Annotated in this window: 13 protein-coding genes; 9 read left to right on the top strand and 4 right to left on the bottom strand. The window is 57.8% G+C overall.

Annotated features, from left to right (window positions below):
• The first annotated feature begins 25 nt into the window (after positions 1-25).
• Together FFI94_RS32785 and FFI94_RS32780 are read left to right on the top strand one after the other, a co-directional pair.
• Positions 26-1,441: an aspartate ammonia-lyase gene (locus FFI94_RS32785; protein WP_138874023.1), complete on the top strand. Its 1,416-nt coding sequence runs from the start codon at positions 26-28 to the stop codon at positions 1,439-1,441.
• Between the two features lie 178 nt (positions 1,442-1,619).
• Complete coding sequence (locus tag FFI94_RS32780; protein ID WP_138874022.1) at positions 1,620-2,507, top strand: alpha/beta fold hydrolase; 888 nt, start codon at positions 1,620-1,622, stop codon at positions 2,505-2,507.
• An 84-nt stretch (positions 2,508-2,591) separates the two neighbouring features.
• Here the strand turns inward: FFI94_RS32780 and FFI94_RS32775 are convergent, their stop codons facing one another.
• Positions 2,592-3,608: an LLM class flavin-dependent oxidoreductase gene (locus FFI94_RS32775; protein WP_138874021.1), complete on the bottom strand. Its 1,017-nt coding sequence runs from the start codon at positions 3,606-3,608 to the stop codon at positions 2,592-2,594.
• A gap of 1,125 nt (positions 3,609-4,733) precedes the next feature.
• Here FFI94_RS32775 and FFI94_RS32770 point away from each other — a divergent pair.
• A complete protein-coding gene (locus FFI94_RS32770; protein ID WP_138874020.1) occupies positions 4,734-5,681 on the top strand; it encodes an alcohol dehydrogenase catalytic domain-containing protein in 948 nt (315 codons plus the stop codon).
• Between the two features lie 695 nt (positions 5,682-6,376).
• On the opposite strand, the gene FFI94_RS32765 is transcribed toward FFI94_RS32770, so the two are convergent.
• A complete protein-coding gene (locus FFI94_RS32765; protein WP_260684595.1) occupies positions 6,377-7,246 on the bottom strand; it encodes an IclR family transcriptional regulator in 870 nt (289 codons plus the stop codon).
• A gap of 443 nt (positions 7,247-7,689) precedes the next feature.
• On the opposite strand from FFI94_RS32765, the gene FFI94_RS34570 reads away from it, so the two are divergent.
• The 4 genes from FFI94_RS34570 (at position 7,690) to FFI94_RS32745 (ending at position 10,412) form a co-directional block, all read left to right on the top strand.
• Positions 7,690-8,175: a hypothetical protein gene (locus FFI94_RS34570; RefSeq protein WP_260684576.1), complete on the top strand. Its 486-nt coding sequence runs from the start codon at positions 7,690-7,692 to the stop codon at positions 8,173-8,175.
• 1,224 nt (positions 8,176-9,399) lie between these two features.
• Positions 9,400-9,648 (top strand): type II toxin-antitoxin system Phd/YefM family antitoxin, encoded by a 249-nt coding sequence (locus FFI94_RS32755; protein WP_138874018.1) that lies wholly within the window; start codon positions 9,400-9,402, stop codon positions 9,646-9,648.
• Entirely contained in the window at positions 9,645-9,899 is a 255-nt protein-coding gene (locus FFI94_RS32750) for a Txe/YoeB family addiction module toxin (RefSeq protein ID WP_138874017.1), read from the top strand. Before FFI94_RS32755 ends, FFI94_RS32750 begins: the two co-directional genes overlap by 4 nt.
• A 273-nt stretch (positions 9,900-10,172) precedes the next feature.
• Complete coding sequence (locus FFI94_RS32745; protein ID WP_260684575.1) at positions 10,173-10,412, top strand: hypothetical protein; 240 nt, start codon at positions 10,173-10,175, stop codon at positions 10,410-10,412.
• Between the two features lie 535 nt (positions 10,413-10,947).
• Here FFI94_RS32745 and FFI94_RS32740 read toward each other — a convergent pair.
• Together FFI94_RS32740 and FFI94_RS32735 are read right to left on the bottom strand one after the other, a co-directional pair.
• The gene (locus FFI94_RS32740) at positions 10,948-11,301 is read right to left on the bottom strand and encodes an RES family NAD+ phosphorylase (protein ID WP_260684594.1); all 354 of its coding nucleotides are present in this window, start codon (positions 11,299-11,301) and stop codon (positions 10,948-10,950) included.
• Positions 11,302-11,600: 299 nt separating this feature from the next.
• Positions 11,601-12,083: a hypothetical protein gene (locus FFI94_RS32735; protein WP_260684574.1), complete on the bottom strand. Its 483-nt coding sequence runs from the start codon at positions 12,081-12,083 to the stop codon at positions 11,601-11,603.
• Between the two features lie 594 nt (positions 12,084-12,677).
• On the opposite strand from FFI94_RS32735, the gene FFI94_RS32730 reads away from it, so the two are divergent.
• Positions 12,678-13,478 (top strand): ABC transporter ATP-binding protein, encoded by an 801-nt coding sequence (locus tag FFI94_RS32730; protein WP_221937825.1) that lies wholly within the window; start codon positions 12,678-12,680, stop codon positions 13,476-13,478.
• Complete coding sequence (locus FFI94_RS32725; RefSeq protein ID WP_138874016.1) at positions 13,475-14,338, top strand: ABC transporter permease; 864 nt, start codon at positions 13,475-13,477, stop codon at positions 14,336-14,338. Before FFI94_RS32730 ends, FFI94_RS32725 begins: the two co-directional genes overlap by 4 nt.
• Positions 14,339-14,370: the final 32 nt, after the last annotated feature.

The following is a 14,370-nucleotide window of genomic DNA, read 5'->3' as shown; positions in this document are numbered from 1 at the left end:
CGGTCACGATAGAAGTAGGAATTCAATGACAGATGACACCCGATTCGAACACGATTTCCTTGGCGATATCACGATGCCTCGGTATGCGTACTATGGTTCGCACACGGCGCGCGCCATGGAGAACTTTCAGATCACCGGCACAGCAATCTCGACGTTCCCCACTCTGATCGTATCCCTTGCGCTGGTGAAACAGGCAGCGGCCGAATCGAATTGTGCGCTTGGGCTCCTGAAACCCGACGTCGCTGACGCGATAGTCACGGCCTGCGAGAGAATTCGTTCGGGAGAGTTTCACGACCAATTTGTTGTCGATACCATCCAGGGGGGAGCCGGCACCTCGACGAATATGAATGCCAATGAGGTCATCGCAAATCTTGCCCTCGAAAGCTTGGGTTTGCCGCGGGGTGAGTACTCCACAGTTCACCCGCTCGATCATGTGAACCTCGGTCAAAGCACCAACGACGTATATCCGACGGCCATCAAGCTGGCACTCGACGACAGTATGAGTATTCTGCGGGCGGCGATCACTTCGCTACGTGAAGGTTTCGCAGAAAAGGCCGTGGAGTTCGCGGAGATTGTCAAGATCGGTCGTACCCAACTCCAGGATGCGGTGCCGATGACACTGGGGCAGGAATTCGCGGCCATTGCAGTCACTTTGGCTGAAGACGAAGAGCGCTTGGACGAGGCTCGTCTGCTGTTGCATGAATTGAACCTCGGCGGCACTGCTATCGGCACAGCTCTCAACGCACATCCCGAATATCGGCGGGTTGTGTTGGAAGGACTCCGCCGGCTCACCGGAACTTCGACCTTGGTCAGCGCAAAGGACCTGATCGAAGCCACACAAGATGTCGGTGTCTTTGTGCAACTCTCAGGCGTGCTCAAGCGAATTGCAGTCAAGCTCTCGAAGATCTGCAATGATCTTCGACTATTGTCCTCAGGACCTCAAGCAGGATTTGGTGAGATCAATCTTCCTCCTAGGCAAGCGGGTTCATCCATCATGCCGGGCAAGGTGAACCCAGTGATTCCCGAGGTCGTCAATCAGGTTGCCTACGAAGTTGTCGGCAACGACGTCACCATCACCATGGCAGCAGAAGGTGGTCAACTGCAACTCAATGCTTTCGAGCCGATCATCGCCAAGTCTCTGTTCGAAAGCGCCAGCCATCTGACTGCGGGATGCATCGCACTCGATAGACACTGCGTGCGTGGGATTACAGCGAACAAGGATCATTTGGAAAAAATCGTGGCTGCTTCCGTCGGATTGGTCACGGCCCTCAATCCAGCGATCGGCTATGCCTCGGCCGCGTCGATCGCCAAAGAGGCACTGGCTCAAGGACGCGGCATTGCGGAGTTGGTCGCCGAGAGGAACCTTCTGCCTCCCGAAGTCTTGGCACGGTTACTCTCACCCCGCCACCTCACGGGACGCCCCTTGGGCTCAACCGCATGAAATCACCTCACCACGGGGGCTCCGGTCTGACCGGGAGTGACTGTGCAGCAACCTCTTCAGTAGCCATCAGAAGAATATATGTTTGATCACACGGAGGGCTACGGCACGATAGGAGACGCAATTTCGAACGTCGAAAGTTCTGCGAAAACCAAATTTTCAAATTGCTTGACTTCTTCCGATGTCAAGCACTCCGTCCCTTCAAACACGTGCATTCGTCGTTTCGGCCAACAACGACATTCCCAGCCCGTCTGACATTCAAAGGAGTCACATGCGGAAGCACTATGCCGATACGTCGTTCGGTCAAATTCATTACGTCGAATCAGGAACCGGCGATCCCATATTCTTGCTCCACCAGACACCACGCTCCAGCGACGAGTACCGCGATGTCATTCCATTGCTGGATAACAACTTTCGAGCAATTGCCATGGATACCTTGGGTTTTGGATCATCGGCGGTACCGACGGAACCGTGGACAATTGAACTGTTCGCCGCCGGTGTTCTCGCGCTCGCAAATAGCCTCGGGATCGAGAAGTTTCATATTGTCGGACACCACACGGGAGGAGTGATCGGAATGGAAGTTGCCGCTTCCACTCCGCAGGCCGTACTGAGCCTGACGCTTTCGGGAGTGCCCTACGTCGATGCAGCACGCCGCGAGCGAATTGCGCCACGCCCGACTATCGACGGAGTGCCAACATCAATGGACGGTTCACATTTCGCGAAGCTTTGGCGCAAGCGAGCACCCTTCTACCCTTCCGATCGCACAGACTTGCTGGATCGACTCTTCGTCGATGCAGTTAAGATCGGCGATCGCGTTGAGGAAGGACATCAAGCTGTCAACAGTTACATAATGGAAGACCGGATCGGGCTGGTCACTGCACCTACCCTGGTCCTCTGCGGCGAACTCGACGAATTTTCGCTGCCTGATGTTCCGAAACTCACCGAGCATTTGATCGATTCACGCATTTCGATAATCAAGGGAACCGGCGTTCCGTCCGTAGACCACAAACCGGAGGGCTTTGCTCACGAAGTACGCGAGTTTGTCAGTTCGGTCTGCACACGAGCCTGAACAGCCACGAAGTCGAAGCTATTCGATAAGAAGGTCCGATGGTGCGCAACTTATGTGCGCCATCGGACCTCGGGTAGGTCAACGTCACAGGCGAGGCATGACTGCTCCGGCGAAAGAGTTCATCAATTCGTAGGGCAGATCATAGGAGCCGACATGCTGCAACAGAATCTTGGATGCCCCAGCGTCCTGAACACGTTCAATACCGGCAGCTATCTCTTCGGGAGTGCCGAACAGACAGAAGCTTTGGGCGAACTTGATCGCATCCTCATCTGAGATCCACTCACCGCAGAGGTCGACAGCGAGGTCCCAATCCTCAGCATGAATAACATCTGGATACAAACCCTCGATACGAGAGGGTACATGCACATCAATACCGGCCATAGACAGTGCGCTCGATCCTCCGTGCTGTGCGATGCCGGCACAAATTGGCTTGAGCCTGCGGGAGTCGCGAGCCAGATCATCGGTCACATGACAATACGCTGAAACCGTAAGAACCACCGAATCTGCTGCCCGCCCTATCGAATCCGCTCCAGATTTCACCAACTCCGCACTTCGCGTGAGCGTTTCGGGAGAAACCCCGCTCAACAGAATTGCACCGTCCGCGATGCGGCCGGCCAGCTGGAGGTTCTTCGGGCCGCTGGCTGCCAGATAGATGGGTAACGCAGGCCCTGGATCTCGCAACTTCCCTCGAACACCATTGAACTCGTACTCCCCTCCACCCAATAGCGCACGAAGAGCCGAAAAGGCCTCCTGCAGTTCAGACTGCCGGCTCGCACGTAGACCGACCGGCTGCACCGAACTATTCCCGGTACCTACTCCAAGGGTGAGACGTCCAGGCGCCAACTCTGCCACTGTGCGTGCTGCCGAAGCAAGAACACTTGTATGCCTAGTCACGATATTGGTGACGGCAGTTCCCAATTGGATGCTCGTGGTACCCACCGCGCATGCCGCCAACGTAACGAAGGGATCTCGCCATAACAGCTGAGAGTCCGGGATCCAGACTTGATCGAATCCAAGTTCTTCTGCCTCCGCTGCAGCCTCTGCGATGTTTCGCACGGAACTGCACGGCGGCAGGCGAATTCCGATCTCGATTCCCCTCATACGACACGGAAATTCTGATTGATGGACATGTCCGTCTACCTCGCTTCGTCGAACCGAATCTCGCGCTCGGACCTACTTGTCCGAGCGCGACCCACACTGCATCAGTCTCACTGCTCCGTCCATGCCGACGGTCCACTCAGCCGACCCGCTCATGAGGTCTACCGTCCGGACCCGATCCCAACTTACGGTTCTCCGCTGATACTGATTCAGGACAGTCTCTAGGCGTTCTGCACCTCAAGGGATTATCAATGCCAGACTCGCCGGATCCGGTCCGAACCCGTCTCACACCACACGTTGTCTACGGAGTCACGACCACAGTCGTTGATCGAACAGCGGCTCGGTCCGGTCAGCAGACCTGTCTCGTCGCAAACATTTCCGATGGCACCTAAGCTCATTGAACACCCCCGGACAGGCCCGAGATGACAACGAGTCAGTCGCTTGACAATTTTCAGAACGGATGGAGTGGCAGTGGTCGAACCATCGGCTCGGGTGGTCGAATTTTCAAGTCCGCTCCCACGATATGCACGGCGAATCCTCATCGGAGTCGGGTACAAGATCATCCTCGTCGAACCACAGCAAAGGGATGCGAAGAGCCACGAGGAGAACAGCCCTTCCCTAATTCACTTGCAGGCTGGAAAAAGTCGCTGACGCCCAACGTCTGCGAGGATGGTACCGCGCAGCAGTCGCGGCTCAATTCATCCGACACACCTCTCGACGGATCTCCGGTCGGAGACGAAGTTCCGATTGTCTCCCACCCAGATCTGGCTCACGCCGCGTGACTCCGCTGGGAACCAATCGATCGAAAAGTCACTGGCAAACAATTGATCTCATGACTGACACACAGGGGCCAATAATGACCTAGGTTGGCGACCGGAGATTCTTCCACCTTCCCGCCCCGAGCAGCAGGCGGAACAGCTTGCCGGAATCAACGCCACAATCCGGAGAGCTTCAGGCCCAAGGCGCGCGGAGAAACGGAACTGCGCCGATTGACACCACCGACGTATTGCGCACGATCCTCGAATACACGGACGAATCAATCGAGAGATTACGATCCGACTCAATTCTCAACTGACATTTGCTACTTTCCTTCCCGTTCTTTCACCAACAAGTCCCAAGGAGTCCTCCATGCGCGCCGCACGGCTACACGAGTTCGGACAATCGCCGACTGTCGACGACGTCGACATCCCCGTCCGGGAGACTGGCCAATCATTGTTAAAAGTCGAGGCTGCGGCACTCGGTCACCTCGACATTTCAGTGGCGAGTGGAACTTTCGATATCAAGCCCACTCTGCCTCATATTGGAGGCACCAACGCCGCAGCAATTGTTGTCGAGTCCGACAGTATCGCGGTAGGCACACGAGTACTGGTTCGCGGCGGCGGCATCGGGTTGTTCAAAAACGGATGTTGGGCAGAATTCATCGTAGTTCCAGATACGGCACTCACGCTTGTGGACCCGCGTCTCTCGCCCTCAGTGGCTGCGACGTTCGGCCTGCCTACCTCGACCGGATACGTTGCAGTCAATGATGTCGCCCAGGTGAAACCAGGCGAACGAGTCATCGTTTCGGGCGCATCCGGATCCGTGGGCTCAATGGCAGCTCAATTCGCTCTGCTAGCTGGAGCAAGCGAAGTAATCGGCGTCATTCCTCGTGCCGATCAGATCGGACTCCTCCCTACCGGCGTTCGCCCGGTCGTCGGCCGGGGCGAAGAACTCGCTGCGACGCTAGGGCAAGAACCGATCGCCAACGTCCTTGTCGACACTCTCGGCGGAGACGTTGTCTCACAACTAATTCCACGAGTTTTTCCTGGCGGCCGCGCAGCGTTGATCGGGTACACCCTAGGCGGATCTCTGACCCTCGACCTACCCAATTGGCTCCTCAGTGATGTCAAGATCCTGCCGGTAAACATGATGCGGCAGAATGCACGCACGGCGGAGCTGATTCCGGGGATCGTGGAACGACTCGTCGCCGGGGAATTGACTCTCGCGACCCAGGAGTTCCCTCTCGAGGACATCGCCACGGCTCTACGTCTCATGCAGGACGGAATGCTCACGGGTCGGGCAGTCGTCGTTCCTTGAGCCCAATCAAGCGAGCAACGCCGAGCTCGCAACGAGTACCAACTGGCATTTCAACAGACATACACTCGGCGGTCCCTGATACGTTCGCACGCCTGTAGTGCTTCAGGGGAGCGAACGTCGAAGTTACTCGAAACGCGCGACGGACAGAGACGGGGTTACGCGCCATATCCAGTGGTGCTGTGGTACGACGGATGTCGGGCTAACTCCTCGTTCCCACACATTCAAGGCTATCTGGGTGATCCGATCCACGGCCTCTGCGCATAGCGGCACCTGTGACCGTCCTATCCGGCAATCGGACGACTGGTCTCGATTTGTCGATCACCTCAACGAATGTGATCGACAATATCGCTAGAACACCGTGTTCTTGGAAACGAAACAGCCACAAGACATCTGCCCTCGCGCAGGTCTGCGTATCAACACATCTGCCAGACCTCGCCGAGGCGACATCATTACCGCGGTGGTCACATCAGACAGTGTATCTTCGTCCCGTCGAACTGTTGAACGTTGCCGCGGACCATCTGCCCTATTTCACCCTGCCACGCTACCTCGACTTCGCTAAATCGCTACCGCTCAAAGAGAACTGAGAACAGAGTGGTGCGTCAGACTGAACAGCGAATTCGGACCGTTTGACCGGACACCTGGGATGCACGAGGCGCAGGGACCGGGCAACACGACCAGCCTAGAAATCCGTCCGACTAATTTCCGCAGCTGTTGAATGAACATATCCTCGGGCTACACAAACCTTGCCGGGATTCGAGCGAATCATCCGGCGTATGGGTGCATTTCATTGCCTGCAGCGTTCGGGTAATACCCACACCGGCAGTCCGAAGGGCACCGATAGTACGGCTGACATTGAGACGGGCAGTAGGTGCGGTAACCGACAGTGCCCCCGCGAGTGTCGACGGTCCGCTGAAGACCGGAACAGCCACGCTCATGTAGCCGAGCTTGGTCTCTTCGATCTCAACGGCTAGTTGATCTTTTCGCATCCGATCGAGTTGTTGACGCAATACAGCCACAGACATCGTCGTTCGGTTTGTCTTCGCCGTGAAACCTTGCTGCACGACTTCATCGAACACCGACTGCGGTGAGAAGGCCAAAATCATTTTGCCTGTTGCTGTGCAGTACAGCGGAAGGCGCCCTGCAACGCGGGATTGTTCGTTCAGGCCGCGGTGCCCGATTATCTTCTCGATATAGAGAACATCAATGCCGTCACCTACCGCGAAATGCACAGTTTCCTGCGTGGCGAGCAGAAGGTCCTCCATATAGGGCAACGCCACATCACGAAGAATTCGCTGACGTGGAACCAGCTGACCAAGCTCGAACAATCGAAGTCCTAAACGGTATTTCGTGCCAAATTTCTCAAGCAACCCCCACTCCACAAGTTCGTTGGCAAGTCGATACACGCTCGCCTTCGCCACTCCGCTCCGCCGAGTGAGCTCCGTCAGAGAAAGGTCAGTTTGATCACTGCTGAAGGTCTCGAGGATCATTCGAGTTTTACTCAGCACGGACGGAAAGTCACCCGGCGCGGACACCACCATCGACGTCCGCTCCACTATTGGTTTCATGGGCAAAATCGAACCGAACTGAGCAGAGCGGTGTACGGCTGTCATGATGTCTCCTAGACGAGCAGGTGTACCTACGGGCTGAGTGGAGAATCCGGCGACATACCCGATGCATCGCTACCGCGCAGCCTGGTCGACGATAAGGCGCGAAGTACCTGAGAGCACCGTTAACGGTTCACTAGGTGAACCCGCATTTGGAAATTACATCACCCCTCCACCTGGGCGCGTTTCGGAGAATCGACACCGAGGCCGCGATATCCGCCATCACCACACTCGCCATCGACGCATCCGATGCTCCCCGAACACCTACCCCACTGCCGAGATCCTTTCGGAGCGGTACGCAGAACTCGCACTTCGCATCGTCGGAACGAGTTCTATCCATACGATCGAGTCATCGGAGGAGATCTCTTCTTCGTTTCCGGAACACCAAGTTGGAGGTTGAGATTGTGAATCGCCCGAAAGGTGTCGCTGCAGCAGCTGTCGCAGTTGCGGTCGTCCTCGTCGGTTCGTACTTTGCGCTGACCAATCGAGGCCAGCAGTACGACGACGGTGCAACCAGTGGTCCGTTCAGCTCCAGGACTTGGGATATCGATCCAGACGGGACCGTTCGCGAGATCACCGACCTCGACGAGACGATCCCGCCCCGGATCGGCACCCCCGCAAGCGGCGTCGTCACCGCGTGGAATGACGACGAAGGCTGGGGAGTCATCGACTCTGCGGACACCCCGGGCGGTTGTTGGACCTTCTACAGCGCTCTACACCCCGACGAAGTCATCCATGCTCAGCCGGGCGACAGTTTCAAAATCGACGGAGGAATCCATGGTCTCGAAGTCGGCGAGCAAGTCGACTTCGAATGGGAGCCGGTCATCGATCAGGACGGATACAAATTCCGTGCGATCAAGGTCAGGCCGCAGCGGGAGATTCCCCCTTGACGCGTCGAACGAATCAGTAGGTAGCGCTCGAAGTTGCCAAGGATCGGTGACCGGTCGGCGATCGCTGGCCGGTCACCGATCGTCTATTGGTGAACTCGCGCCCTCGCGGAACTACGATCGATCCAGAGCGTGTTAGTGCGGTCAGCTAGGCCCTGAAGTGTCTTCTAAGGCCCGGTGCGCAGTGACGGCCGATCCGAGACACGCTGTACGGCGAGCGCTTTCCACCGAGTCGCCCGTAACACGATGCATGTCCGGCACTTCCGAGGTGGTTGTTTCATGCTCTGCACTTCGTTCTCCCCTGGCTGAAACTCCGCGGCGTTCTCACCTCAGGCGTGCGAGCGAAACCCCGAGGCTCGCGACGATCGACCCAGTGCCATGACCGTCCACCACGCACTGTTCGCGGACACTGCCCTGCCATCTACGGGTGTCGTACAGGTGCATACTCCAGCCATGGATGTTGATTTCGACTTTTCCTGGTCACAGTTCCTCTGGAGCGTATTTATCTTCGTGGGTGTGGACATGAGGTGATTCCGGCGTCACGGCAGGATGTTCGGACGAGAAACTTTTGCCACGAGGTCAAGTGCCGTGGGTCGAGTTTGGCGGCGGCGCACACGACTGAACGATCTTCTCGTACCGCGGGCGCGGTGCGAGCGCGCGGGGTAAGCGTCACAACGGCTTCTTGTTCGCCGGTGAGCTGCTCCTAATTGCGTTGGCCTGTCATCGATCAGGATGAGGAAGAGGGACTGAGGACCGCGGGGCTCGGGTAACAGCCAAGAATTCCGACAAACGCTGCCGCATCGGTGTAGTGCCAGATCGTGCCGGAGTCGATCACCAGGCCCTCCTGACAATTGCCTAGTTTCCCAGCGAGGTCGGCCAGGGCGTCAGATAGCTGGGTCGAACCCTCCACGGGGCGACTGGGCGGTCAGCCGCTGCGATCGCTCAGCAAGGACGACCGGACGACAAATCCGATGATGAACGAACCCACATTTAGCCAGCGAGCCATGGTCTGATTTCTCACTCGGGCATATCGCCGCTACGGACGCAATGCCCCGCCCTGGTGCAGCGCGTCAACAACACTTAGGGTCGAATGCTCTGACCAACTTCTATAGTTGTACCGCAATGGTACGATTTTCGGTACAACTATGGTACATTTATTCTGCACTAAGCTACCCCCTCCCCAAAGAGGACTGGCAACGTTCGCGAACAGAAAGCAGGTGATCTTGCATGTCGGCCATCACTGCCAGCGACGCCCGGAAATCGCTGTTCCCGCTCATCGAGCAGGTCAACGAAGACCACACCACAGTCGAAATCGTATCGAAGAAGGGCAACGCAGTACTGCTCTCCAAGGACGACTACGACTCGATGGTCGAAACTGCCTACCTGCTGTCATCGCCCGCAAACGCGATGCGCCTGATCCGAAGTTTGGAGGCGACCCGACGCGGTGAATACACCGAACGGGACCTACTCGAATGAACATAGCTTTCACCGACGAGGCGTGGGACGACTACACCCACTGGTCGGTCGCCGACCGAAAGCTACTCAAAAAGATCAACGATTTGATCAAAGACATCAAGCGACACCCTTTCACCGGGATCGGCAAGCCGGAACCGCTGAGATACAGCGACTTGAACGCCTGGTCACGTCGCATCGACCGCGAACATCGCCTCGTCTATGTGATCAAAGATGATGTGATCATCATCCAACAGGCACGGTTCCATTACTGATATCGCCGTTCACCGACACCACAAGCACACGATCACACATCGAATCGAACGCCCCGGGGATGTCTTCACCACCTGGCGCGCGAGCTGTCGACCCTAATCAGTACCTTCAGACCGTTCGCGGCCGCCAACTAGTCCGGACCTGCAAGAGTGCTGGTCACCTTCCCCGCACCTTCGGCACACCGATGTTGTTGCGCCGCTCCTTGGCCCACAGCAAGCTCAGAGGTGAAACCGCCACCACTCTCCCCAACGTGGCGTGCAACTCACGCTCATACGTTGCACCGGTATTCTCTTCCACAACGATGGCACACCACCGGTTTGCTCTCTGTCCTGACCGGACTCTTCGGCGCGCGCGGCCTGTCCGCGATCGTCATCACCTGGGCTAACTGGTGGCCCGCACTCGGATCATGGTTCGTCGACGTCCCCCGAGTAATGGCAAGGGCGCTCCTACCTTTGGCATTGGCCACCGCGTGCATCGCCGGATCCTGGACGACACTGCGACGCGCGACGCCGTGACCAACCGATCAAGCGATCAAGCGATCAAGCGATCAAGCGATCAAGCGATCAAGCGATCAAGCGGACACTGATAAATGAAAAGTACTGCAGTGCAATCTTGTTAACCTGTTAGAGCACTCTGTCCCCGTCGAGATGACACTGACCGAATCCGCAAGCAGGTCGTCCGTACGCGAGTCCTGGTCGGCATCGACCAAGGTATCCACGGCGGCGGTGAGCGCGACCAGAAGCGTCCGCACCGCGGGTCAACAGGGACCACCGGAACTCCCCGGATCCCGAGCTGGCCGTACCAGTGGCTGCCCAGCATCCACACCTTAATGATGAATTAGGCGCCGCGACGACTCACGACACTGTCTCTGGGTCACAGCCACCCGAATTTCCGTTAACGAGGTATTCGCCACTGGGCGCCGAAATCAGTAGAGCCGAAACGGAAGCTAGTCCGAGCTGGTTCGTGAGAAGGCATCACTCCGCCGATACCGTTGGTGTGCTTCGGACACTCACTGCCTGCCGCGCAATGAACTCACCATCACGATCAACATCAAAAGGTCCCTGGAATGTCGAGAATCTGTATACCGGTTTCTTTTTCGAGCGCAACCCACAGGTCGTCCCGGTCCACGAGCAGATCGATGTCTGTCACCACGTAATCGCCGGGCCGTGTAGCCGAATGGGTACGATCGCCGCCATCGGCGAATAACGCGAGACATGCGTGGGTGTGCGACATTTCGTGTCGCGCCCAATATCTCATGCCATTAAATCCGGCAGTACGAAACGCCTCCGCCCACAGTTGGGTCAGGTCGTAGTCGACGGTGGTGTTGATCTCGGACGTCATTCCGAACTCGAGGGCCTTGTTCGAGGTGACATCGGCAATCTGTAGATCACGGCCAACCGCCACCGCGGACAATGCGCGGCCGTCGATCTCAGTCCGAGGGATGTACCGGATTCCGACCCAGCATCGAGCAGTGTGATCAGTTCCGATGTCGCCGCGTAGCAGGTCCCATACGGGCCAGCGAGATCGAATCGCCCCTGCAGGGCCGCACAGGTAGTCACTGCTCCCGAACCACCATGCACCCAAACCTTCCTTATGGGTCCGATACAGTACCGTCCCAGCCGATACTGTCCGCGTAGGAAACCTTCCCCGGAGTTGATCCGGGGACGGTGGCTCACTCAAATGCTGGACAGCCCGAGGAGCGCTCACGCAGACAGCCTTTCTGCCGAGTGCCGAGCCAGCGTCACGACCAACGGATAGTCGCCGTCTATCAGGGCCGCACGTGGCGTTCGTCCGCCCAACTCTGCCTGTTCCGTCGACATCCACGATGCAATGGTCCACGGCTGCGCATCGGCCGACGCCCACGCTTTGAGGACCTCCTTAACTCCTGCGATCGGAACATGCGGAGCGGAATCGGTCAGACCGCCGGACCAGTACCCGGACGTTCCGTCGGCAGCGGGGAGACGCAGTACGCGAGAGTCCTTGACCGCCTGGCTGAGGTTTTGCTTCGACCAGGTCGTTGCGTCGAGCATCTGCTTGTGGGTGAGAATCGCACCGATATGGTTCTCCCATACCCGGCGAGCACGCAAGCTCGACAAGACGTTCTTCACACCCGCAGCGACGTACTTGGCGTCGTCGGCGTCAAGCTGCTCGGCCGCCATCCCCAGGGCGTCCAGCTGATCATCCACGACCTTTTCAACGGTGTGCTCAAATACCCACCATCCTTGGTCAACCAGGTCAAGTGAATGGGCCAAGTCAATGGGTCAATCCGTTACCCGATCGCAGCACGCTACTCGAAACACGCCTGCCGAAAATGCGCGACGAAATCCTCGTCATTTTCCAGAGCCCGAAGCACGGCCTGAAAACCGGCAGAGTTCGCCGCGTAAACACTGGCCGAAGCGCGGTGACGGAGGCGGTGGAACGCTCCAGTTTCAGTCAGATGCGTGACTCGATCGGAAGGCCCCACTTTGCTACAGCTGAGATATCCGGATCGGGCCAGTATTCCGATCAGCCTGATTTCAGACATTACATTCGGACAAACCACCGCCTATCGTTTCCTTCCAGCAGGCACTCGTGTGTTTTTGATGCCTGCCGGAATTTGCGGTGACGTTACTCCGATGCGTGCTCACCAGTGCGTATCCAGCTCTCGGTCGACAACCGGACTGAGGGGGCAAGAGCTACACACTCTCGCGTGACCACCACTGTGCTCCACCTGCACATCTGGGTGGAGGACCGTCTCGTGCACCGAATACGAGCCGACGTGGACGAGAGAGGAGCAACCAGTGACTGCAGACAGCTACGCCCACGCACGTCATGTCGTGAGCATGTCCGGTGTGGAGAAGGCATTCTCCACCGGCACCATCGCACTCGAGCGCCTCGACCTCGATATTGCGGCCGGGGAATTCATCTCGTTGCTGGGCGCGTCCGGATCCGGCAAGTCCACTGTCCTGCGACTGATCGCTGCTCTCGACACCGCAACAGCTGGCGACGTCACCGTCTTCGGCGGTGCACCTGAGCAGGCTAGGCGCAGCGGCAGACTGGCCTACGTCTTTCAGGACGCGACGCTCTTGCCGTGGGCTACCGTGCGCAGGAACGTCGCCTTACCCTTGAGCCTGGCTGGTCGCCCACGTAAGGAGATAAACGCAGCCGTCGACCGCGCCCTCGACGTAGTCGGGCTCGCGGACCGCAGCCGTGACCTGCCTCGCCACCTCTCGGGCGGTATGCGGATGCGTGTGTCGATTGCCCGTGCTCTCACCCTCGACCCGAGTTTGCTGCTCATGGATGAACCTTTCGGTGCGCTTGACGAAATCACGCGTCAGGACCTGCAGGCCGAGATCAAGAAGATATGGCAGAACACGCCGGGTCTCACTGTCGTTTTCGTGACGCACAACGTGTTCGAAGCGGCGTTCCTGTCCACTCGCATCACCGTCCTCGGCTCGCGGCCGGGCCGCGTCGTCGCCGAATTCGACAATCCGGTTGGCGCGCTTCCTGCCGACCAGGTACGCAACAATTCCGAATACACCGCGAGCGTGTCCCGTATCTCTGCAGCGCTCGAGAACAATGCCGGGCGGATAGCAATATGACCACCAATATTGGGATCACCGACTCCATCAAACCCTCGCAGTCCGCACACGCACGCCCCAGTAGACGCTCCTCGCGGCGTATCAACTGGGCTCCCATAGTGTTTCCGCTTCTGCTGGCCGCTATCGTCATTACTCTCTGGCAGGTCGTATGCACGGTTCGTGACATCCCCGAGTACCTTTTTCCCGCCCCGTCGGACGTACTGAAAGCGGCGACGGAAAATTCCGGGCTGATCCTGTCCGCGTTCGTCATCACCGGAACCGAGGCGGTGATCGCGTTCGTGGTCAGTGCAGCAGTTGGGATCCTCGGCGCATTTCTGCTGTCGAGTCACCGCATCATCGAGCTCAGCGCCTACCCGTATGCGATTCTGCTGCAAACTATCCCAAGCATCGCGACGGCACCTTTGATCATCATCTGGTTCGGAGTGACCCAGACTTCGGTGGTTATCATCGCCACGATCATGGCGTTCGTGCCCGTATTGTCGAATACGCTCATCGGTTTACGTTCGGCAGACAGACGGATGGTCGAGTTGTTCACGCTGCTCAATGCGTCGAAGTGGCAAGCCCTGGTGCGGCTTCGAATCCCCGCGTCCATGCCGTACATCGTCGGTGGCCTGCGTGTATCGAGCACTATGTCGGTCATCGGCGTCATCGTCGCCGAATACATTTCCGGAATCGGAAGCGGCCGCGCAGGTCTCGGCTTTCTGATCACTAAATCGGCGAGCCGTTTCGAAACACCGCTCCTGTTCGCCGCCGGTCTCGCGTGTGCCGCACTCGGAATCGTGTTCTTCCAAATCGTTCAATGGTTCGGCCGACTTCTCCTCTCGTCCTGGCATGAATCGGAAATGTCCTCCACCTCCTGACCAGCGCTCATATTGCCGGTCGACATCCGTAA

The organism is Rhodococcus sp. KBS0724, assembly GCF_005938745.2.
In the GTDB taxonomy this organism is placed as follows: Bacteria; Actinomycetota; Actinomycetes; order Mycobacteriales; family Mycobacteriaceae; genus Rhodococcus_F.
This window is presented reverse-complemented; position numbering and strand designations above follow the sequence as displayed.